Source organism: Gammaproteobacteria bacterium, assembly GCA_013816845.1.
Taxonomy (GTDB): Bacteria; Pseudomonadota; Gammaproteobacteria; order DSM-16500; family DSM-16500; genus Aquicella.
Window position 1 is genome coordinate 446,691 of sequence record JACDDU010000003.1, and the last position, 20,309, is coordinate 466,999.

The 20,309-nt window shown below is 39.6% G+C and carries 23 protein-coding genes; 17 read left to right on the plus strand and 6 right to left on the minus strand.

The features are described from left to right. The first annotated feature begins 16 nt into the window (after positions 1–16). Together H0W64_08055 and H0W64_08060 are read left to right on the plus strand one after the other, a co-directional pair. Positions 17–364, plus strand: coding sequence for a hypothetical protein (locus H0W64_08055; GenBank protein ID MBA3661664.1), 348 nt, complete (start codon positions 17–19; stop codon positions 362–364). Next, positions 354–719, plus strand: coding sequence for a hypothetical protein (locus H0W64_08060; protein MBA3661665.1), 366 nt, complete (start codon positions 354–356; stop codon positions 717–719). The genes H0W64_08055 and H0W64_08060 overlap by 11 nt, the downstream gene beginning before the upstream one ends. A gap of 50 nt (positions 720–769) precedes the next feature. On the opposite strand, the gene rph is transcribed toward H0W64_08060, so the two are convergent. Beyond that, on the minus strand, positions 770–1,489 hold the full coding sequence (gene rph, locus H0W64_08065; protein MBA3661666.1) for a ribonuclease PH: 720 nt from the start codon (positions 1,487–1,489) through the stop codon (positions 770–772). Positions 1,490–1,614: 125 nt separating this feature from the next. On the opposite strand from rph, the gene hslV reads away from it, so the two are divergent. The 4 genes from hslV to H0W64_08085 are packed head-to-tail and all read left to right on the plus strand — an operon-like array spanning position 1,615 to position 4,625. Beyond that, on the plus strand, positions 1,615–2,166 hold the full coding sequence (gene hslV, locus H0W64_08070) for an ATP-dependent protease subunit HslV (protein ID MBA3661667.1): 552 nt from the start codon (positions 1,615–1,617) through the stop codon (positions 2,164–2,166). 29 nt (positions 2,167–2,195) lie between these two features. Then, positions 2,196–3,539, plus strand: a complete 1,344-nt coding sequence (hslU, locus tag H0W64_08075) for an ATP-dependent protease ATPase subunit HslU (protein MBA3661668.1) — start codon at positions 2,196–2,198, stop codon at positions 3,537–3,539. 25 nt (positions 3,540–3,564) lie between these two features. Beyond that, positions 3,565–4,218 (plus strand): ribose-5-phosphate isomerase RpiA, encoded by a 654-nt coding sequence (gene rpiA / locus H0W64_08080; GenBank protein ID MBA3661669.1) that lies wholly within the window; start codon positions 3,565–3,567, stop codon positions 4,216–4,218. 20 nt (positions 4,219–4,238) lie between these two features. Continuing rightward, positions 4,239–4,625, plus strand: coding sequence for a hypothetical protein (locus H0W64_08085; GenBank protein ID MBA3661670.1), 387 nt, complete (start codon positions 4,239–4,241; stop codon positions 4,623–4,625). A gap of 8 nt (positions 4,626–4,633) precedes the next feature. Here the strand turns inward: H0W64_08085 and H0W64_08090 are convergent, their stop codons facing one another. After that, the gene (locus H0W64_08090) at positions 4,634–4,789 is read right to left on the minus strand and encodes a hypothetical protein (protein ID MBA3661671.1); all 156 of its coding nucleotides are present in this window, start codon (positions 4,787–4,789) and stop codon (positions 4,634–4,636) included. Between the two features lie 50 nt (positions 4,790–4,839). Between H0W64_08090 and rpe the strand changes: the two genes are divergently transcribed. Genes rpe through H0W64_08105 form a run of 3 tightly spaced genes read left to right on the plus strand, consistent with a single transcriptional unit; the run spans position 4,840 to position 6,178 of the window. Beyond that, positions 4,840–5,511 (plus strand): ribulose-phosphate 3-epimerase, encoded by a 672-nt coding sequence (rpe, locus tag H0W64_08095; GenBank protein MBA3661672.1) that lies wholly within the window; start codon positions 4,840–4,842, stop codon positions 5,509–5,511. After that, positions 5,511–5,903 (plus strand): VOC family protein, encoded by a 393-nt coding sequence (locus H0W64_08100; protein ID MBA3661673.1) that lies wholly within the window; start codon positions 5,511–5,513, stop codon positions 5,901–5,903. The genes rpe and H0W64_08100 overlap by 1 nt, the downstream gene beginning before the upstream one ends. A 2-nt stretch (positions 5,904–5,905) precedes the next feature. Further along, positions 5,906–6,178: an acylphosphatase gene (locus H0W64_08105; protein MBA3661674.1), complete on the plus strand. Its 273-nt coding sequence runs from the start codon at positions 5,906–5,908 to the stop codon at positions 6,176–6,178. Between the two features lie 58 nt (positions 6,179–6,236). On the opposite strand, the gene H0W64_08110 is transcribed toward H0W64_08105, so the two are convergent. Then, positions 6,237–6,413 (minus strand): rubredoxin, encoded by a 177-nt coding sequence (locus H0W64_08110; protein ID MBA3661675.1) that lies wholly within the window; start codon positions 6,411–6,413, stop codon positions 6,237–6,239. Positions 6,414–6,534: 121 nt separating this feature from the next. Between H0W64_08110 and hemL the strand changes: the two genes are divergently transcribed. The 3 genes from hemL (at position 6,535) to H0W64_08125 (ending at position 10,912) form a co-directional block, all read left to right on the plus strand. Then, positions 6,535–7,854, plus strand: a complete 1,320-nt coding sequence (gene hemL / locus H0W64_08115) for a glutamate-1-semialdehyde 2,1-aminomutase (protein MBA3661676.1) — start codon at positions 6,535–6,537, stop codon at positions 7,852–7,854. Positions 7,855–7,962: 108 nt separating this feature from the next. Beyond that, on the plus strand, positions 7,963–10,167 hold the full coding sequence (locus H0W64_08120) for a hypothetical protein (GenBank protein ID MBA3661677.1): 2,205 nt from the start codon (positions 7,963–7,965) through the stop codon (positions 10,165–10,167). A gap of 109 nt (positions 10,168–10,276) precedes the next feature. Then, on the plus strand, positions 10,277–10,912 hold the full coding sequence (locus H0W64_08125; protein ID MBA3661678.1) for a L,D-transpeptidase: 636 nt from the start codon (positions 10,277–10,279) through the stop codon (positions 10,910–10,912). Here the strand turns inward: H0W64_08125 and hemJ are convergent. Further along, the gene (gene hemJ / locus H0W64_08130; GenBank protein MBA3661679.1) at positions 10,838–11,269 is read right to left on the minus strand and encodes a protoporphyrinogen oxidase HemJ; all 432 of its coding nucleotides are present in this window, start codon (positions 11,267–11,269) and stop codon (positions 10,838–10,840) included. The genes H0W64_08125 and hemJ overlap by 75 nt on opposite strands. A gap of 95 nt (positions 11,270–11,364) precedes the next feature. On the opposite strand from hemJ, the gene erpA reads away from it, so the two are divergent. Next, positions 11,365–11,742 (plus strand): iron-sulfur cluster insertion protein ErpA, encoded by a 378-nt coding sequence (gene erpA / locus H0W64_08135; protein ID MBA3661680.1) that lies wholly within the window; start codon positions 11,365–11,367, stop codon positions 11,740–11,742. Positions 11,743–11,938: 196 nt separating this feature from the next. Here erpA and H0W64_08140 read toward each other — a convergent pair whose 3' ends face one another. Continuing rightward, on the minus strand, positions 11,939–13,162 hold the full coding sequence (locus tag H0W64_08140; protein MBA3661681.1) for an MFS transporter: 1,224 nt from the start codon (positions 13,160–13,162) through the stop codon (positions 11,939–11,941). Positions 13,163–13,319: 157 nt separating this feature from the next. Here H0W64_08140 and H0W64_08145 point away from each other — a divergent pair, with 157 nt between their 5' ends. Together H0W64_08145 and H0W64_08150 are read left to right on the plus strand one after the other, a co-directional pair. Further along, positions 13,320–14,690 (plus strand): FAD-dependent oxidoreductase, encoded by a 1,371-nt coding sequence (locus H0W64_08145; protein ID MBA3661682.1) that lies wholly within the window; start codon positions 13,320–13,322, stop codon positions 14,688–14,690. Positions 14,691–14,861: 171 nt separating this feature from the next. Then, a complete protein-coding gene (locus H0W64_08150; GenBank protein MBA3661683.1) occupies positions 14,862–16,049 on the plus strand; it encodes a multidrug effflux MFS transporter in 1,188 nt (395 codons plus the stop codon). Here the strand turns inward: H0W64_08150 and H0W64_08155 are convergent, their stop codons facing one another. Then, on the minus strand, positions 16,050–16,298 hold the full coding sequence (locus tag H0W64_08155) for a hypothetical protein (GenBank protein ID MBA3661684.1): 249 nt from the start codon (positions 16,296–16,298) through the stop codon (positions 16,050–16,052). It lies immediately after the preceding gene. A 267-nt stretch (positions 16,299–16,565) separates the two neighbouring features. On the opposite strand from H0W64_08155, the gene H0W64_08160 reads away from it, so the two are divergent. Both H0W64_08160 and thiL read left to right on the plus strand, forming a co-directional pair. Next, on the plus strand, positions 16,566–19,196 hold the full coding sequence (locus tag H0W64_08160; protein MBA3661685.1) for a hypothetical protein: 2,631 nt from the start codon (positions 16,566–16,568) through the stop codon (positions 19,194–19,196). Positions 19,197–19,222: 26 nt separating this feature from the next. After that, positions 19,223–20,197, plus strand: coding sequence for a thiamine-phosphate kinase (gene thiL, locus H0W64_08165; protein ID MBA3661686.1), 975 nt, complete (start codon positions 19,223–19,225; stop codon positions 20,195–20,197). The last annotated feature ends 112 nt before the right edge of the window (positions 20,198–20,309 follow it).

The window sequence follows — 20,309 nt, forward strand, 5'->3', positions numbered from 1 at the left end:
CACTACAATGGAAGTTATGGGTAGCTTGGGTGAAAATTCTATGCAGAGCAGCAACTTAACAGAAGATTATATTATTGCAAATGGCCCGGAAGGGTTAAAAGAGGTTTTGCAGGCGTTATTTGAGAAAGCGTCTAACGATCCAGATTTTGCAACTGTTGACCATTTTGTTTTGTACGAATTGGGCGATCAACGCTCTCTCATTAAAGTTGATACCGCCAAAGAACCCTACCAGTTTTGGTATAACGATTTGCTAGGACGCCCAGCGACAAAGATTGTCAGGGAAACGATTGCCGATTTTCTTTGGGAGAAATTTGGTGATGGAGAAATATCATTGAAGGATGAGGAAAACGGCCATGTCAAATAGTCATGAAGAAAACATTATGGAAAATAATGTTGGGGTGAAGAAGTCGGCGACAGACATTAAAAAAGAGGAAATGTATTTCCGAAACTTCAATGATTACTTTAAAACAAAGTTAGAGCTCGCGATTCAAGACACCCTTCAAAATACCGTTCGTCCTTCCCCACTGGTCACGCCGGAAGAAGCTAAAGAGCAAATTCAAAGATGGCAACAAGCTAAAGTTTTAGCTGCTCAACGGCCTGCTACTGTTTCTATTGCCAGTTCAAGACATGGCTTATTTGCAGCGCCCAGTAAAGAAACACCTGAGATTGAGCCTAATACGCCAAGCAATGCGAAAGATCAACGCCCGAATAGATCCTAAGATTAATAGCCTGAGTAGAGCACAATCCGCTTTGCCCAGGCTATTTGCATTTAAACCTTTCTTGCATTTTCTTTTTGTATTTGTACTAAAGATTGAATACCATCACCGGCAAGATTCAATAATTGATCTAATTCTTTTCGCGTAAAAGTATTTTTCTCAGCTGTGCCTTGAATTTCAATGATCCCTTGATGCTCTGTCATCACAACATTCATGTCAGTTTCGGCATTTGAATCTTCTGCATAATCCAAATCTAAAACTAATTCACCTTGATAAATGCCTGCAGAGATCGCTGCGACAAATTGTTTAAAGGGGGATGCAACTAAATTTTTTTCCTGGACTAAGACAAGGAGTGCATCATAAAGTGCTACGCAACCGCCTGTAATTGCTGCGGTACGGGTTCCACCATCTGCTTGGATGACGTCGCAATCGATAGCAATGGTATGTTCACCCATTGCTTGTAAATTCACTGCAGCGCGTAGCGAGCGACCAATTAACCGTTGGATTTCTTGGGTTCGACCACTTTGCTTACCCTTCACTGCTTCTCGATTCATTCGAGAATGGGTTGAACGAGGAAGCATGCCATATTCAGCCGTAACCCAACCCGAACCTGTATCTTTTAAAAAAGGTGGAACTCCCGAGGATAAACTAGCTGTACAAATTACTTTCGTCTTACCACATTGAATAAGGACTGCTCCTTCAGCATATTGAGTAAAGTTGCGCGTAATGGTCACATTACGTAGTTGGTGATTATCTCGACCTGAAGGGCGCATACGTTGACACTCCATAAAAAAGGATTTAATTATATGCCTGACCTGAAGCTTGTAAAGTCAGGCTTTCACCCTTATATAGCAGTTATTCATTTGATGGTTTTTTCTTTCGTCACAGGAGTTTTATTTTGAACAATTTACACGGTACCACAATTATTTCTGTCCGCCGTAATGGTGTTGTGGTTGTCGGCGGCGATGGACAAGTTACGCTTGGCCACACCGTGATGAAATCAAATGCTAGGAAAGTACGTCGACTCTATAATAATAAAATTTTAGCAGGTTTTGCAGGCGGGACCGCAGATGCATTTACGTTATTTGAACGTTTTGAGGCGAAGCTTGAAACGCACCAGGGTAACCTCGTGCGCTCGGCTGTAGAATTAGCCAAAGATTGGCGAACGGATAGGATGTTGAGACGTCTGGAAGCGATGTTAGTCGTTGCTGATGCCAAAGCATCATTAATCATAACGGGTAATGGTGACGTCATTGAGCCAGAAAATTCACTTATTGCAATTGGTTCGGGCGGACCCTATGCAAAATCTGCGGCTTTAGCGCTGATAGAAAATACAGATTTAGATGCTCGATCGATCACTGAAAAGTCACTGACTATTGCTGCAGAAGTCTGCATTTATACCAACCTCAATTTTACAATCGAAGCTTTGGATGCATCCACAAACAAATAACAAAAGATGAGTAAATAATAATGGCTACGATGATTCCAACTACACCAACCCCTGGTGATATTGTTATTGAATTAGATAAACATATTATTGGTCAAGCTGATGCAAAACGTGCTGTGGCTGTTGCTCTGCGTAATCGCTGGCGCCGTATGCAATTATCATCACCTTTACGGGATGAAATCATGCCTAAAAATATTTTAATGATTGGCCCTACAGGCGTCGGTAAAACAGAAATTGCCCGACGTTTAGCAAAGTTAGCCGATGCCCCTTTTATTAAAGTTGAAGCAACTAAATTTACCGAAGTAGGTTATGTGGGGCGAGATGTTGAATCCATAATCCGCGATTTGGTTGATATGGCTATTAAAATGATCCGCGAAAAAGAAATGGCTAAGGTCCGCGCTTTAGCGGAGGAAGCTGCAGAAGATCGTATTTTAAATGCTTTGCTTCCGCCACCTCGCGGTAGTTTTGTGGGTGAGCCGCATGATCCTTTAAAAGAAGATTCTTCAACGCGATCTCTTTTTCGTCAAAAGTTACGTGATGGATTGCTGGATGATAAAGAAATTGAATTAGAACTTTCAATGACGCCTTTTGGCGTTGAAATCATGTCGCCACCCGGCATGGAGGAAATGACGAGTCAATTACAAAGCATGTTTCAAAATTTAGGTTCTGAACGAAAAAAATTACGTAAGTTAAAAGTTGCTGATGCAAGAAAACATTTGCGCGAAGAAGAGGCAACCAAACTTGTCGATGATGACGAAATTAAAGCCCATGCTATTGAGAGTGTTGAACAAAGTGGCATCGTCTTTATTGATGAAATCGATAAAATTGCAAAACGATCAGAATATGCAGGTGCCGATGTTTCACGCGAAGGCGTGCAGCGCGATTTATTACCCCTTATTGAAGGCTCAACCATCTCAACCAAATATGGCATGGTGCGCACCGATCATATTTTATTTATAGCCTCCGGTGCTTTTCATTTTGCTAAACCTTCGGATTTAATTCCTGAGCTGCAAGGTCGCTTACCCATCCGGGTTGAATTAAAATCCTTAAGTACAGATGATTTTGTTCGTATTTTAACTGAACCTGAAGCGTCACTTACCGAGCAATATACTGCTCTATTGGGGACGGAAGGTGTGAAAATTAATTTCACCCTTGACGGTGTTAGACGAATCGCAGAAATTGCTTGGCAAGTGAATGAGCGCTTAGAAAATATTGGTGCACGTCGGTTACATACCGTGCTTGAACGTTTGTTAGAAGAAATTTCTTATCATGCTTCTGATATGAAGGATCAAGAAATAAATATCGACGCACTCTATGTGGATGGTCGGTTACATGATCTTATTCAGGATGAAGATTTAACGAGTTATATTCTATAAATTTTATGGGTGTTAAGGACAGGTTATGGACCAAAATGCAGGCAAAAAAGCCGCAGCCTACGCGGCTTTAGAATGGGTCAAAGAAGACACCGTAGTTGGCGTTGGCACGGGAAGTACCGTTGATTTTTTTATCGAAGCCTTGAAGACGATAAAGCATAAAATTGAAGGTGCTGTTGCAAGTTCAATTGCGACTGCCAATAAGCTTAAAGCTGCTCATATTCCTTTGTATGATTTAAACGCTTTGGATGAGCTATTTCTTTATGTCGATGGTGCCGATGAAGTGAATAGCGCGAAACAAATGATTAAGGGCGGCGGTGGCGCAATGACCCGGGAAAAAATTATTGCCACGTGTGCCAAACAATTTATTTGCATTGCTGATGTGAGTAAAAAAGTTGAAATGCTTGGTCAATTCCCTATTGCAGTAGAAGTCCTGGCCGTGGCAAGAAGTTATGTTGCAAGGCAACTCGTCAAACTGGGCGGAGACCCTGTTTATCGTGAAGGCTTTGTAACTGATAATGGCAATATCATTTTAGATCTCTATAATCTGAAATTGCTTAATCCTAAGCAAGTCGAAATAAATATTAAAGAGATAGTTGGTGTAGTTGAAAGTGGTGTATTTGCACGACGAGTGGCAGACATCGTGTTGCTTGGAAGCGCAGAAGGTGTGGTGAAATTTTAATTAATAAGAGGAAAGGCACAATGCGGGAAATAAAAATTATTACTTTAGGGATTTTAGCTATTTTAACTTTATCGTCTTCTATTTATGCAAGTAATCTTCGCGGTCAAGCAGGTGATTTAGCGCAAGGTCAACAATACTATATTGATAAAGATAATGGCATTGCTTCTTATTTTAGAACGGGTAAATCTGGGAAGGTAAGCTTCTATTGCAATTTTTCTAGCAATGGTGCCAAAGCATTACTTTATCCTGGAAAAAATTTCGTAGGTAACATGACAGGTTTACTAAGGGATGGTTACAACGGTCCTTATACTTGGAGCTTACGCAATCTTCATAATGAAGAAGGCAATGTAAAAGTACGATTGCTAACCGGTAGTCATGCGGTAGTGGCGTGCAAGGAAGTTAATTAAAACCTGCTTTAAAACTCGGTTTGGATTGCAAGTTGTTCATCGATATGCGTTCGTAACATGATGACAACTTGCAAGCTAAGCGCAGGAAATCTCAGTTTTGATGAAATCTCATTCAACAGCTCACTAAATAAATAAACCGCGTCTTCCATACCGACACGTGACACCCTTTGTCCTCTACGTTACCATGTTGGAGTATGAAAGAAGTGGATGATTTATGCGTAAATTTATAATTGCTCCATCTCTACTGTCCGCAGATTTTGCTAAATTGGGTGAAGAGGCCAATGCGGTTCTTGCCGCAGGGGCAGATATGTTGCATTTGGATGTAATGGATAATCATTATGTCCCGAACTTGACAGTCGGGCCTTTGGTTTGTGAGGCATTGCGTAAATTTGGGATAACAGCGCCCATTGACGTGCATTTGATGACGAATCCTGTAGATTGCCTCATCACTGATTTTGCAGCAGCGGGTGCATCGCAAATTACTTTTCATCCTGATTGTTCTTACCATGTTGATCGTAGTCTCACGCTCATTCAAAGACATGGTTTAAAGGCTGGTCTTGCATTAAATCCAGCGACGTCATTAGAGTGTCTTGACTACGTTTTAGATAAAATAGATTTGATATTGATAATGTCTGTTAATCCTGGGTTTGGTGGACAACGTTTTATCCCCATTATCTACGATAAAATCAAAAAATTAAGAGCCAAAATTGATGCAGTAGGAAGAGAAATTACACTTGCAGTCGATGGAGGGGTCACGGTTGAAAACATTGCATCGATCGGAGAAGCAGGTGCTGAAATGTTTATTGCAGGTTCTGCAATTTTTAATCAACCCAATTATCAAGAAGTTATTACCGCCATGCGTCAACAATTAGAGTCCTTAAGCTGATGAAAAAACCTAATGCTCACCTCGGCATGCGCCACATTGCACTCAACGTAATCAATATCACAGCATGCAAATATTTTTATGTTGAATTGTTGCATATGACTTTAGCTTGGCAACCTGATGCTGAGAATGTTTACCTCACTTCAGGCACAGATAATTTAGCTCTCCACACTTTGAAAGATGCAGATCATTTTAATCAACCCCAACATTTAGACCACTTGGGTTTTTTTCTAAAAACCAGAGAGGATGTGGATCAATGGTATGACTATTTGCGTGCGCACGATGTAGAAATGAAAGCAGCGCCGAAGGATCACCGTGATGGTACGCGTAGTTTTTATTGTGCAGATCCTGAAGGGAACATTGTTCAAATGATTTATTATCCATTACCAGGTTAAGCATGTCTAAGCAATGTATCCATTTTTTAATTAGTGGCAAAGTCCAAGGCGTTTGGTTCCGTGCTTCGACCCAGAGTGAAGCGAGAAAATTAAATTTAACGGGTTGGGTTAAAAATACGGAAGATGGGAAAGTTGAAATTGTAGCTTGTGGCGAAGAAAGCCAAATCACCCAATTGCACACTTGGTTAAAGCGCGGACCGCCGCAAGCGCAAGTCGAAGAAGTTTTAAGAGAGAAATGGCATGCTGAGCAACACGCTCATTTTGAAGTCAGATGAAGGGGAGCGAACCTTGGTTATGTCTTATGCGCCCCCAGGCTCATTTGAAGATTTCAGTCTATTCAATTTCAATCATTTCAAAATCATCTTTAGTGGCGCCACATTCTGGACATTGCCAAGCAGGTGGAACATCTTCCCATTTCGTTCCTGGAGCAATACCATCTTGAGGCCAACCTTTGGATTCGTCGTAAATATATCCACACAATAAACACATAAAACGTTTATAAGTCATTATTTTTCTCGCAATTCTAATAAGCGGTCTATTATAATGTCACCCGCATTAATTTTTAACTTATTTTTCTAAGTAGACGAAAAAAAATGCTTTTATGCGCTGATGCGCACACGAGGAGCGCTGAATGAATAATTCTAAATTATTATTTGCAGAAGCAAAAAAGTATTTGCCTGGAGGGGTCAATTCCCCGGTTCGTTCTTTCTACGGCGTCACAGGCGATCCTATTTTTTTTAAAAGCGGTAAGGGTGCCTATTTAACCGATGCTGATGGTCGCCAATTTTTAGATTATGTCTGCTCTTGGGGACCGCTTATCCTCGGTCATGCTCATCCCCATGTCATTGCAAAAGTGTCAGAAACACTACAGCAGGGCTTAGGCTTTGGTGCCTCAACTGAAATTGAAGTTAAGCTTGCCAAAAAAGTTTGTGAGTTGATGCCGACGATTGAAATGGTACGTTTCGTAAGTTCCGGTACAGAAGCTGCGATGACGGCGATTCGAGTGGCGCGCGGATTTACTAAACGAAATAAAATTATTAAATTTGCTGGTTGCTATCACGGCCATGCTGATTCCCTTTTGGTTTCTGCGGGTTCAGGAGCATTAACCTTAGGAATTCCAAGTTCTGCAGGCATTCCTGATGCTGTTGCCCAGGAGACTTTAGTTGCAGAATTTAATCGATTGGATGAAGTGAAAGCTTTATTTGCACGGTATGGCAATGAAATTGCCGCCGTCATCCTCGAGCCAGTCGCGGCTAATATGAATTTGATTTTACCCAATGATGGTTTTTTAGCCGGCTTGCGTCAACTGTGTGATGAATACAAGAGCTTACTCATTTATGACGAAGTGATTACAGGTTTTCGTATCGCAAAAGGTGGTGCAACCGCTCACTACGGCGTTCAACCCGATTTGATCGTGTTAGGAAAAATTGTTGGCGGCGGTTTACCTGCTGCGGCATTCGGTGGCAAAGCAGAGATTATGCGCACCCTTGCTCCCTTAGGTCCAGTTTATCAAGCGGGCACTTTATCAGGTAATCCTTTGGCCATGGCGGCAGGGCTCGCGACCCTTGAATTACTTGAAATGCCCGAATTTTATGATGATTTAAGTGCAAAATCGCGCACCCTTACCGAAGGTCTGGAAAGAACCGCAAAGCGCGCAGGCGTAGCCCTACAAACGCGTCACATTGGCGGTGCTTTTGGCTTGTTTTTCACTGAATCTGCAACCATTGAGTCAGAAGGTGATGTAAAACGTTGTGACTTACAACTGTTTAAACGCTTTTTTCATGGCATGTTGAGCGAAGGAATTTATTTTGCGCCCTCGGCATTTGAAATTGGATTTATCTCTGCAAGTCACACTGAAGAAGACATTCAACGCACAATCCACATCGCAAGTAAAGTATTCACCGATCTTGCTACGAAACAATTCGATTTTCCTCTTAATGGTGGGGTGTAAAGGTCTAACCGCGTTAGCTCTTAAGAATTTCTTAACATTCCTATGTTAGCTTCAAAAAATATCCACGTTTCTTCTTAATTAGAAAAAAAAACAAAAAGGAGTACGCCTGTGTTTGGAGTTGGACAGTGGTTAGTCGCTAAAATATCTTCCGTAAAATCCTATACTGCAACAACCGCCGCCGGTGTAGTGGATTATGCAACATCGACAACACAGCAAGCCGCAACGTACGTGTCTAACACCACGAAACAGACAGCGGAATATGTTGGAACAACAAGTTCTAACGCAGTGCACTATGTGGCGCACTCTGCGAGTGATGCTGTTAATTATGTTACAGAGTGTGCAAGCCTCGCTGCCAATTATGTTGTCGTCACCGCACTTGATGCTGCAGTCACTGCAACGGATTATGCAAGCCTTGCACCAAAGTATGCACCGTTTATTAAACGTTACGTAATTAAAACTGTTCCAGCGATTAAAGCTTCACAACATTTTGTTTTAAGTCATTTTGATGTCAAAGAATATTGGCATGGATTTTCTAAATTCGTTGATCCAAAAATTATTCATAAAATTGCTCTTGCCCCTCAAACTAAAAAAGTTTTAAACGCTTCTTTTCGTGCAAATATTTTATATTTTATGGGACTAAGCTTACTCTATGAAGGCGGATTGAAACCGATGTTGCGAGAACTATCCCCCGCCTGGAAGGATTCTTATCCTGAAAAAGCTCTCAATATTCTTCCTGCTGCATATGCGTTTTGTATGGAAGCAGGTTTGTATTTAAGCAACACTTTTGCTTATCCGGTCATTTTAAGTAAAGCAATTGCAGATGATAATAAAGAAATAAATCCTTCATCGAAATTATGGAACAAACTTGCAACACTTTGGCCTAGCATAACCAGTATTGCTTACAACCGTACAAATTTAATCATGGCTGGCATGATGGGTTATCTAACCGGAAGTAACGCGGTAAAAAATTTTTTTATTGCTAAAGCTTATGGACAATATTACGCCGAATTAAAACTTGCCAACAAAAGTACGAAAGAACGGTATCGAATTCTAAATTCAAACAATGCCTACACATTCGGTACAGGATCTTTTGTGCTTATCGCGAGCTGGCTTTTAGAAAATCTTGTTCAACGCATAACAGGGGTTAGAAATGATATTACTAAAGCTGCAATTTTTGGGATCGTTTCGCAATATTGTTTAACGGTTTCACTTTTTAATGATGAACCCCTTACTAAAAAGAAAAAAGGAATTGATACTTTTTATCATGCCCGATTAGTCACTGATTCTTTAATGAAACAAGCGATTGTTGAAATAACTAATATGTTATTACAACCTTCAGATTCGAAAGTTTCTGTCCTGACCAGAATTCATGATGCTAAGAATCTATTTTTATTTTATCAATTTTTGTTTCCTGATCTTTTTCGTCGCATCGGATCCCTCTCGAAAATTAACCCTATTCAACTTTTCCTAGAAGTGTATGATGCAACGATAAGAAGTATGGTGAAATCCGCAAGAAATTTAACTTCGCAAACTCAAGCAGAACGCACCGCGCATTATCTTAGTTGGTTTCCTAAAAAATTAATTACACCTGAATTTAGAAAAGAAGTGGAGAGATTATTTGCTGATTTGAAAGATTTTTTTGATGGTCTTGATAAATTATTAGATCAAGAGCCCATGGCCACGTTGCATGATGAAGGCGCTTTACAAAATTTATATACGTTATATATTTTTGATCCCAAAACAATGGACCAAGAGCTCCCCAAAGTAACTATTCATGATATGAAACGTTTCCATCAATATTTTGGCGTGCGTTCTAATGAAATTTTGAACCAATGCGTAGAAAAATTAAATCATGAAACAACCCCTACAACCAAAGCCGCTCGGCAAAATTTAGCAAACTTCACTAATGATTTCAAACAAACTAAAGAAACAGTTATCCCTAGCATGCCAATTCAGACACCGAAGTTAAAACCAGAAAGCGTTCCACCGCTTGAATCAAGGAATGCACCGAAAGAAATGCCCCAACCTAAAGAGGGGGCACGTTACGACAGTATTCGAAATTCAAATTTGTTTAATATGATTAAACCTAAGCAAAATGGGATTCTACCGCACCAAGATGAAATCATCATAAATCCTGTATTAAGTAAAGTAAGTGCGCAAGGTCAAAAAGTTAACACCCTACAAGCGGGGCAAGTATCTGCAAGGGTTAGCCATCACAACCTCTTTACTCAAAAGCCAGCAGAAGAAAAACAGCCGCGTGGTAAAATCCAGCCTTCCAATTCGCCTCTACCGACTGTGCGCATATTTAAATAAAGAAAAGGTGAGAGATTCTTTTTATCGCCGGTTCAACTGTGAGCTCTCCATCTCACCCCAATTCGGCATGCTACAATAGGATATCCAGTTCTAAAAAGGACGTAAGCTGTTGAGGAAAGTTCAAGCCCTGCTAACGGTTTGGTTAATTTTTCACTTCCTCGTAGCGTATTCTGCTGTGGTTTATGAAATTGATGCGTCACCTTTTGGTACAGCTAATGCACCGTTGCCTCAATACATCAAAGCTCCTCAAGAAAAATTGATTGTAGTTGACCCCAGTCAGCACGTATTTGGTGCCTATTCACCGGAGGGAAAATTGATCCGCTGGGGCCTGGCGAGTGCAGGCAGCAGTTGGTGTAGTGATATCAATAAAAGTTGTGAAACAACACCGGGGAATTATCGAGTCTATTCACTCGGTGATGAAAGTTGCATATCGAGTAAATTTCCCTTAGCCGAAGCGGGCGGGGCGCCCATGCCCTATTGTATGTTCTTCAATGGGGGGCAGGCATTGCATGGGGCGAACGAAGTCGCTTATGCCAATACAAGCCATGGGTGCGTTCGATTACATTTAGATGATGCCCAGTGGTTGCGTTATCATTTTGTCGAACGCCCCCAAGCTGAAAACGATTATCATGGAACGCGCGTTTTAATTAAAACTTATAATGAGTTGAGTCTAAACGGGTCTAAAAGGTTGCACTACTACCAATATTACAATGCCTACCAGCAAAAATACCGGCAATTCATTTAGAATACGATAGAAGCGATGACTATGTTGGTTGCGATCTTTGTTAAAGCGAATCGAAAGAAAGCCCAGATAACCATGATAAATAATGAGTAAAGCGACCAGGGTTAATTTATAGTGCAACCATCGCATATGCATATAAGCCTGCATGTTATAACTTAACAACCAAACGCCAAAAATAAGGGTTAGAATAGCCCCCGGGGTCATAATTCCAAAAAATAACTTTCGTTCCATCATCTTAAAACGGGCAATGCTAATCGCGTCGGTAGCCATGGCATGGTAGACAAATAGACGGGGCAAATAAAATAAACCACTGAACCATGTAACCATAAAGATGATGTGAAAAGCTTTTACCCACAGCATTTTTTGCCACCTTGCTATTAAAGTGCTTCTTTCTAACAAAAATTGACTACTATAGCCATCTTTTAATTTATAATAGTCCACCATTGGAGGGTGCTATGTCTGAGCCATTAACATTTACTACACATGCTGCTGCAAAAGTTTGGGAGCTAATCAGTGAAGAAGGGAATTTCAATTTAAAATTAAGAGTTTACGTGACCGGGGGTGGATGTTCCGGCTTTCAATATGGTTTTACGTTTGTTGAACGACCTGAAGACGACGACGCGGTTGTGGTGCAATCGGTGCCAGAGCAAGAGAAAGAAACGTCAGTTCAGTTGCTTATTGACCCTTTAAGCCTTCAGTATCTGGCGGGTGCTACCATAGACTATAAAGAAGACATTGAAGGAGAGCAGTTTATTATTCAGAATCCGAATGCCAAAACTACCTGTGGCTGTGGATCCTCTTTTACCACTGAAGATGATGCGACTGAGCATTAAACGCATGGGTTACTCAAAGCCAGTTATCGAATAGGCGTAAGGAGGATGCAGTGAATTCATCCCCTGAATATAAAAATTTTATCAATTATTTCTAGCTTTCTCTTTTTGATTTTCTGAAAGATCCAGTCTTTTAACCAACGGTGAGTTGAGATTGAACGCCTGAGCTTGCGTTTTTAAGTAGTATCCAAAACCTTAATTAAGAACGATTGAGCTCAAGAGGTTGCAAAACAGCAGCCACTTTCGGCTCTTTGCACTGGCTAAAAACGTATAAAGAAAAAAGTCCGAACAACCCACATGCTGCCCATAATACTTCTGATCCAAAATGCGCCATCAGTAGTGCACCACCCCAGGGACCCAATAACATTCCTACATTGGCTGCTGTACTGTTGATGCCCATATAGTTGGCGCGACTTTCTTTCGGTGCAATATCAGCAATATAACTACTTACTGCGGGGAAAAAAATCATTTCGCCCAATGTCCAACTCATCGCTAGCAACACAACTTGCATTTTTGTAACTGCAAAGCCTAAGCAAAAAAATCCGAGCGTAATAAAGAGCCCACCAATCGTGAATGATAGGCGATAAGTCCATTTGAGCATAATGATGTTAATTAAAAATTCAAAACCTACAATCATGAGGGTGTTTAAGGTAAATAATAATCCGTAAAAACTTAAAGAAAAATTTAAATCATGGCTTAAAAAAAGAACAAGCGTCGATTCATGTTGCGCAAAAATCATGGAAATCGGTACCAGCCCCAGCAAAAATATCATGAGTGTTTTGTCTTGGTAAATTGTGTTTAAGGATAGTTTTTTTCTGGCAGGTAAGGGGGTGATTGCAGTCTTTAGAGTTGGTACAAAGCCTACCAAAAGGATGAGCGCTGCAAACAGATTAGTCATTGCATTGGTGATGTAAATTGCTTTGAAAGAGTAAACAGCGATAAATCCACCCATTGCAGGACCAATGCTCATACCCAAATTTAAAACCCACCGATACATGGAAAAAGTTAATTTGTGATAGCCAGGTTTGGAAAATTCTGCTAATAGCGTTTGTGTCGTGGGTCGATAAATCCCAAACGCAGCCCCCCAGATGATTGTGAGCAGTGTGATCCAAGCTAAGTTTTTAACGAAGGGAAAGATAAATAAAACACCGCTCGTACAACATAAAATAATGGGAAGTAAACGCTCTGGTCGATAGCATGCCAATCGTCCACTCAAGAGCCCCCCTAAAATCATACTTCCACTAAACGTGGCAAAAACAAAAGAAGTACGAAATAGGCTATATCCCAGATGCTGATTGAGATAAGGCATTAAAAAAATCATACCCATATTGCCAATTTGATGCATCAACGTAGCAGCTAAGAGTAACCAAAAATTGGTTTCGAAGGAGCGAAGATGATGAAAAGCTTCACGAAAATTATTCATAAGTAACCAATTAGAAGAATTTATTTGCACTGTGTCAAGGGTTTCTGTGAACAGAACTTGCTTTCATTTCACTCAACGTTTGATTCTCTCCAAAGTGTCAATTCGACGTCACCCATGTTAATTTAAATTCCATGTTAATTCTTATTTCAAATATCCAATGACAATAGAAAAGATTCAACGCATAGGAATTATTGGGGCCGGTTTTTCTGGTACGTCTCTTGCTTTTGCGTTAAGTCAATTAGCACAAAAATCTCTGGAAGTTATTTTATTCGAAAAGTCAGGTGATTTTGGTGCAGGTCCTGCCTACGCTACGCCTTTTCCTTATCATCTTTTAAATGTTCGCGCCAAAGATATGAGTATTTATGAGCTTGAGTCGCAGCATTTTGTAAATTGGTTAACAACACACACTGCTAAGTTAAATTTGTCTTTGAAAGCGCCGCTTGCTGATCAATTTGTTTCGCGAATGCTTTACCGATTGTACTTACAAGATTTACTAACAGAATTAAGTCTTACTTCCAATTCAAACATTAAATTGCACTGTGTCGAAGCGGAAGTCGTTGATTTAAAAACGATGAGTCATCACATCTTACTGCAAACCAAGGCGGGAGCTACTTTTACTGTCGATCAAGTCGTTCTGGCCTTAGGTAATTTACCGCCTAGCCATTTTCCTTTTCCACATGATTCCTCTATGCCAGTCATTAACAACCCGTGGGAATACCGAGCGGTTGAAAATATTCCTGAGACAGCCAATGTCATGATTGTGGGAACGGGGCTCAGTATGATTGATACCGTCCTTACTCTTCATCAACGCCGACACCGCGGCAAAATTATTGCGGTATCACGGCATGGCTTACTGCCGCTACCGCATTCTTGTGCGAATGCACAATTCACCCTGAATCCTAGTCAATTTCCATTGCGATTGCATCACTTAACTCGATGGCTCCGTAAAATGATTCGCGAGTATGAAGCCGAAGGCGGGGATTGGCGTGAAATCATTCATGCTTTTCGAAATGATGTCCCTCATGTTTGGCAAAAACTGACACTCACTGATAAAAAAAGATTTCTGCGTCATATGGTTCCACTTTGGAATGTCCATCGTCATCGTGTGCATGACGAAATTGATGCGTTATTAAAACAAATGATGTCGACTGGCCAATTGTCTATATTGAGTGGTCGTGTTTTAAAATCTGATCCGCAAGGCACGCAAATCAAGTTGCGCCATACGGAAGAAATTAAATCATTCTCAATTGATTGGCTCGTTAATTGCATGGGCCCACGGTCTTTGTTATCAACTCGCACAACCCCTCTCATTTCCAATTTACTTGCTCGGCATTTTGCAACGCTTGATCCCCTACATATGGGATTTGCAGTTAATTCAACGGGGGCACTGCAAAACAAAGAACAAAAAGATTCTAAAGTTATTTTCACCCTCGGTCCTTTACGTAAGGGCAGTGTTTTTGAAAGTGGTGCAGTTCCTGAAATCCGCAAGCAAGCTTTTGAGTTGGCACAGACTTTGCTGCATTCCTGATCAAGTTTTTGAATAAGCTTGACGTGTCTAAATGAGAGTGATTATCATTAATGACGCATTGAGTCTCTATATTTTTGACCGTTAAAATAATAACGCCCTTGCTAATCTTTATTGACCATCCATTAATTTGTTCTAGGCATTCTGTTTGATTTCTTATTTATAAGGAGCAACATGTTCCGACAGAATTTAAAAATTATTCTTATCATCTGTTTAATTTCATCATTGGGACGATTTGTACTGGATAGCTATTTACCCTCGCTGCCTGCGATCAGTCATTACTTCATGATTTCTGATAAGCGGACGCAGTTAACCCTTACGCTTTATTTATTAGGCTTTAGTTTATCTCAACTGATCTACGGACCTTTGTCAGATCGCTATGGACGAAGGACCATTATTTTAATTGGATTGGGAATTTTTTTAACCGGAAGTCTAATTTGCACTTTAGCGTTATCACCGATGATTTTACTTTTATCAAGATTAGTCGCAGGAATTGGAGCAGGTGCTTGTGGCGTACTAAATCGCGCTATTGCGAGCGATTGTTTTAAGGGAGCAGATTTTTCACAAGCGTGGTCTTATACAACATCTGCGTTGGTTTTAACGCTGGTATTTGCACCCATTTTAGGTGGTTATGTGCAGGATGTATTGGGTTGGCGTGGTAATTTTTTTATTGCTACGATATTTGTTATTGCGGTATTTATTATTATTTTGCAATTTTTACCTGAAACTAAAAATAGTTTGACACAACCCAACTTAAAAATTCGGGCGGTCATAGTTTCCTATTATCGAATTTTATTCAGTAAAACTTTCTTCATGTGTACATTGTGTTACACGTTAGCCTTTTCTGGGTTGATTCTTTATTTTCAAATTAGTCCTTTACTCTTTATTAATGTGTATGGATTAACTGCAACACAATACGGCTGGTCATCGCTTGTCATTGCAGGAAGTTATCTAGTCGGTGGCATTTTAGTGACGAAGCTTGCGCATCATCTCAGCATCCAAGCATTATTATTTATCGGTACCATTTTATTAATTAGCGGTGGAGTGATGATGTTGCTCGCTTATTATTGTAATCAAGCTTATTTATTAGCAGTTTTGCTCCCTGCCGCCGTGTATGTTTTGGGTGCGCGCATTGTCATTCCTAATGCCATTGCGGGCTCCATGGAGGAATTCCGACATTTAAACGGCAGCAGTTCTGCTTTGATTGGCTGCATTCAAATGTTGGGGTCATCGATGATTAGTTTATTAATCACAAATTTTAGTTATAAAACCCCTTATCCATTAGGGCTCTTTTTAACCGTCCTTGGCTTACTCAGCTTGACTGTGGTGTTCTTTATAAAACAACATCGTGTCCCTTGCTAACTAAATATCAGTGCGGTTAAAGCTTTTAACCGTGACGCGGTCATTGAGAAATTGGATGTCAATTTGAACATTTTTGTCTTTCCAGGTTGCAGCCGTCCCCGCAAACCCGCCAATAGCAATTTGTTCGGTTGAGGTGGGTTCGCCAAGTATTGAAATCACCTCTCTCATCGGCATATTTCTTTTAATATCATCAAAATTATCTTGGGTGACTTTAGAACAAGCCACGATGAAGAAGCTAAAGACCAGCATCAATAAAATTTTAAAATTTTTCAATGGCTTATTCCTTTTTTTCTATAAAATGATTTTTATTAATGACATTTATCCCACAGGTATCATCTTTCTCTCAAGGAAGAATAGAGTAATCAACATTTATAACTCAAGCAATCTATCTTAATAAAATCTTATAGTTACCTCCATTCAACCTAAGAAGGCGAAGGCTAACTAAACCCTTAATTCTATGTTCATTTTTGGGTTCTATACTAGTTATCAGCACTACTAATAAATGAGAAAGAAAATATGTTTGCGAACACTTTGCCCTTAATTCAATTAAATCCCACTCACTTGGAGGGCGTTCGCGATAATTTGCTGATGACGACTTTGCTTCGTCATAGCGATCAGCAGTTACGCCTGCATGAGAAGCTCAACATTCTATTTGAGTTGCGAACTAATTATTTAACTAAAGCGAAAGAAAGTGATGACCATGCTTTCTATAATTTTGTGCAATATGGTTCTCCAGACTTATTTCCGCTGGTACAAGAATTAATTAAACGCGGGTTATTAATTGAAACCCTCCACGGCATTAGATTGGAAAAACTAATTGATCAATTTATTCAGCTTTTCAAAAACGCTAAAGATCGTACGCCCGTATTATTAGATGAATATAATCAGAAACTAACTGAGTTAAAAACTGATATAAAAAAATTTCCCGTCATCTTTAAAGCGAATCACATTGACTATACTACACTCACGCGCGGCAAAAAATATCCACTGCATTTAACCACGCTGTTTTCTATGTACGACTATGAAGTTTCAATTCCCGACTATGACCTTTTATTGCGTCATCGCGGACAAGGAAAAATTGGCGTTGTTTATGAAGTAGCAGAGCCTATTCATTCCAAAAGCAAATTAGAAGGGGGCGTGTTTGGATTGATTCGTAAATTAGTTGGAAAAGTAACAGTTAAAGCTGGAAAAGCAATTTTCACAGAATATGGAAAAGATGAAGCTAAAGCTAAAAATGAATTAAATGCAAAAGATGAAATACAAAAAGCTTATACAAAAAAATCTTATATTGTCAAAAGTTCCAAAATAAATGATCCCTTAGGCAATAAAAAAGAAATTGAATATGAAGCAACTATTGCTAAAGATCTTCCCGATCTGCATGCGAAGATGATGATTGAAACGCCTGCCCAGGCCCACTTGGTCATGGAATATTTTCCTAGAATGAATTTAAAGTCAGCATTGAATTCAATGGTTGTACCAAATGACAATTATGGACGTTTTATTTTAGATTTCTCGTTACAATTAATTGCTGCTTATCAGGATCAAATTGTCAGAAGAGATATCATACATGGGGATATTAAGCCTGAAAATATTAGAGTGAGCGTTAACTCAAAAGATAAGGAAGGAAAGATCTTTAGTAACTTCAAATTGATCGATTTTAATTTAAGTGTAAAGAAAGAAAAAGCAGCGGAGTGGAACAAAGTTCAAGGTACCCCCGGTTTTGTTGCTCCTGAAGTGCTAATCAATATCGTGGGCGAGCATAACGATGTCTTTAGTCTCGGAGTCGTTATGGTGGAAACGATATTATCAACATCTGGAAAGCTTTACTTATTTAATCATTACCTTCAGCAAACGAAACAGTTAATTTCTAATATCGAAAATCCGGCTGATTTTCAACAACCTCATGCTGATCTTGTTAGGGAATTACTAGAAGTGGCTAAAACTGAAATTTATAAAATCGACCTATCTCAAAAATTGAAATTTGAATATTTTAGCCTGCTGCAGACAATGTTGAATTCTGATGTTAGCCAGCGATCTTCCTTAGAAAAAGCTAAACACATTCTTGAAGACATTAACCATCAGTTGGATATGAGAGGAGCACGACCTGGAGTACAGGAACAGGCTAACTTAGTTATCGAAAGAGCCAATCAAGCGCGCGTGGCGCTGTTAGAGATTGAAAAAAAATCTGAAGAATTGAATATTGGCTTTAACAATCACCTCGTAGAAAATAATGAACGAAACATTCTTTCACTCTCATCTCCAGAGTCATTACAGGAGGCTTTACACTACATACCTGATTCAAATTCAATTTCGAACAATAACAATAACAATAACAATAACAATAACAATAACAATAACAATAACAATAACAATAACAATAACAATAACAATAACGTAAACCTTGACGCCCTTTCCTCTAGATTTAAAACAATTTTATCCGATGCAAGCCAAGGTTTTAAAGGTGAAGCGTTGGCCATGTTGTTAGATAAACTTGGTATTGAATATCTTAAAGGTGCTTCTTCTTCGGATGAGATTGCTATAAAAATAAATGATTTATTTATGAAGTTTGAAGCAACTTTAAATCGATTGTTAGATTATTCTAGGCGTCTAGATGACCTTAGTACGGTTAAAAACCGGGAAGTTCGTGTGCGTATGAACCAACTTGCAACCGAGTTAGATGAAATATTTATCATGCATCGTAAATCTCCGGTAACCTTAGACAATTTAGTTACATTAAATGATTCTATGGAAAAGAAATTAAAGGTTTTAGAAAATAAAATTGTTGATTTAGAAAAAGAAGATGTTGCACAAATACTTATCCAGAAAAAAGAATTAGAAGCAGGTAAACTTGCTATTCTTTTTGCGATTGATCATTATAAAAATTCCACAAAATCATTCATGACGTCTCTATTCAATCGTCGTGCTTTTTCGCCGACAAGAATGAAGGAGATGCAACAGATCGTTACGATAGTACACAAAGCTAAAACTTTAGAATCGTTGACCAGAGAAGTGTCAGTCCAACTTAACGCCATGAATAATGGTCCTTTCTTTTTTAGCCAAAGTTTATTGAAAATTAACCTCGCGCAGGCTCTTAGTGATATTCAAGAAAATAGTAATTCTGTAAAGCAATCCGTTAAACTAAGGTAAGATTATTTTAAAAAAAGGTATTTCTTATGACTTTAGAAAAAGTCATTCCTACCAAAGAATTTTCTATCATTGAAACGTATTTTAAAAATAAAACCCTGACCCGCGATGATGTTGAGCTTGGTATTGGTGATGATGCTGCCTTATTAAGGTTGCCATCTGCGCAATTATTGGTTTTATCGACAGATACGTTAATTAAGGGTGTGCATTTTCCCGAAAACACGGCGGCTTATGATATTGGCTATAAAGCCTTAGCGGTAAACTTAAGCGATCTTGCTGCCATGGGCGCATTGCCTGCATGGTTTAGCTTAGCATTAACTTTGCCATTAGCTGATACAAGTTGGCTGCAAGACTTTACGCAAGGATTATTTAATTTAGCAAAAGAATTTAACGTGCAATTAGTCGGGGGAGATACGACGCGTGGTGCATTATCAATCACCATCCAAGCGCTTGGATGGGTTCCACCGCATCAGGCGCTGCGTCGTAGTGGTGCGAAAGTCGGTGATAAAATTTATGTAAGTGGCACGATGGGCGATGCAGGGTTGGGTTTGCAAGTTGCGCTCGGCAAAATGACTTTATCATCAAAAGATAATCAACTTGTACTCAATCGATTAAATCAACCTTTTCCTAAAGTAAAATTAGGTATGCTTCTGCGAACTTTTGCTACGAGTGCAATTGATCTTTCTGATGGATTGTATGCCGATTTAAATCACATTCTCACTCAAAGTCAGGTGGGCGCAGAAATTAATACCGATAATTTACCTTTGTCAGTAACGCTCAAAAAATATCTATCACCTCAAGATGCCAAAATATACGCACTTACGGCAGGTGATGATTATGAATTATGTTTTACTATTCCGCTTGCGAAGGAAATCGAATTTTTGCAAATGATACAAACTGCACAAATGAATTGCACTTGCATTGGGGAAGTTAAATCGGAGCCGGGCATCCAGTTAACTGGTTTCATTGGATCTTTGCCCACACAAGGCTATCAGCATTTCTAAATCGAGGTTACATTGATTATTGGCTTGCTCGCTGTGATTCCCGGGTTGACGTAGTCGAAATAGTATTCGAAGTGCACTTAAGCCGATCGACCCTGGCAGCAAACTGATGGTT

What these genes read in the sequence shown, in the direction of transcription:
- H0W64_08105 (MBA3661674.1), top strand. Translation starts at nt 5,906, where the DNA reads ATGTCTAAGCAATGTATCCATTTTTTAATTAGTGGCAAAGTCCAAGGC.
- H0W64_08155 (MBA3661684.1), bottom strand. Translation starts at nt 16,298, where the DNA reads ATGCTGGTCTTTAGCTTCTTCATCGTGGCTTGTTCTAAAGTCACCCAA.
- H0W64_08145 (MBA3661682.1), top strand. Translation starts at nt 13,320, where the DNA reads ATGACAATAGAAAAGATTCAACGCATAGGAATTATTGGGGCCGGTTTT.
- hemL (MBA3661676.1), top strand. Translation starts at nt 6,535, where the DNA reads ATGAATAATTCTAAATTATTATTTGCAGAAGCAAAAAAGTATTTGCCT.
- H0W64_08150 (MBA3661683.1), top strand. Translation starts at nt 14,862, where the DNA reads ATGTTCCGACAGAATTTAAAAATTATTCTTATCATCTGTTTAATTTCA.
- rph (MBA3661666.1), bottom strand. Translation starts at nt 1,489, where the DNA reads ATGCGCCCTTCAGGTCGAGATAATCACCAACTACGTAATGTGACCATT.
- H0W64_08055 (MBA3661664.1), top strand. Translation starts at nt 17, where the DNA reads ATGGGTAGCTTGGGTGAAAATTCTATGCAGAGCAGCAACTTAACAGAA.
- H0W64_08100 (MBA3661673.1), top strand. Translation starts at nt 5,511, where the DNA reads ATGAAAAAACCTAATGCTCACCTCGGCATGCGCCACATTGCACTCAAC.
- thiL (MBA3661686.1), top strand. Translation starts at nt 19,223, where the DNA reads ATGACTTTAGAAAAAGTCATTCCTACCAAAGAATTTTCTATCATTGAA.
- rpiA (MBA3661669.1), top strand. Translation starts at nt 3,565, where the DNA reads ATGGACCAAAATGCAGGCAAAAAAGCCGCAGCCTACGCGGCTTTAGAA.
- H0W64_08140 (MBA3661681.1), bottom strand. Translation starts at nt 13,162, where the DNA reads ATGAATAATTTTCGTGAAGCTTTTCATCATCTTCGCTCCTTCGAAACC.
- hslU (MBA3661668.1), top strand. Translation starts at nt 2,196, where the DNA reads ATGATTCCAACTACACCAACCCCTGGTGATATTGTTATTGAATTAGAT.
- rpe (MBA3661672.1), top strand. Translation starts at nt 4,840, where the DNA reads ATGCGTAAATTTATAATTGCTCCATCTCTACTGTCCGCAGATTTTGCT.
- H0W64_08085 (MBA3661670.1), top strand. Translation starts at nt 4,239, where the DNA reads ATGCGGGAAATAAAAATTATTACTTTAGGGATTTTAGCTATTTTAACT.
- erpA (MBA3661680.1), top strand. Translation starts at nt 11,365, where the DNA reads ATGTCTGAGCCATTAACATTTACTACACATGCTGCTGCAAAAGTTTGG.
- H0W64_08060 (MBA3661665.1), top strand. Translation starts at nt 354, where the DNA reads ATGTCAAATAGTCATGAAGAAAACATTATGGAAAATAATGTTGGGGTG.
- H0W64_08160 (MBA3661685.1), top strand. Translation starts at nt 16,566, where the DNA reads ATGTTTGCGAACACTTTGCCCTTAATTCAATTAAATCCCACTCACTTG.
- hemJ (MBA3661679.1), bottom strand. Translation starts at nt 11,269, where the DNA reads ATGCTGTGGGTAAAAGCTTTTCACATCATCTTTATGGTTACATGGTTC.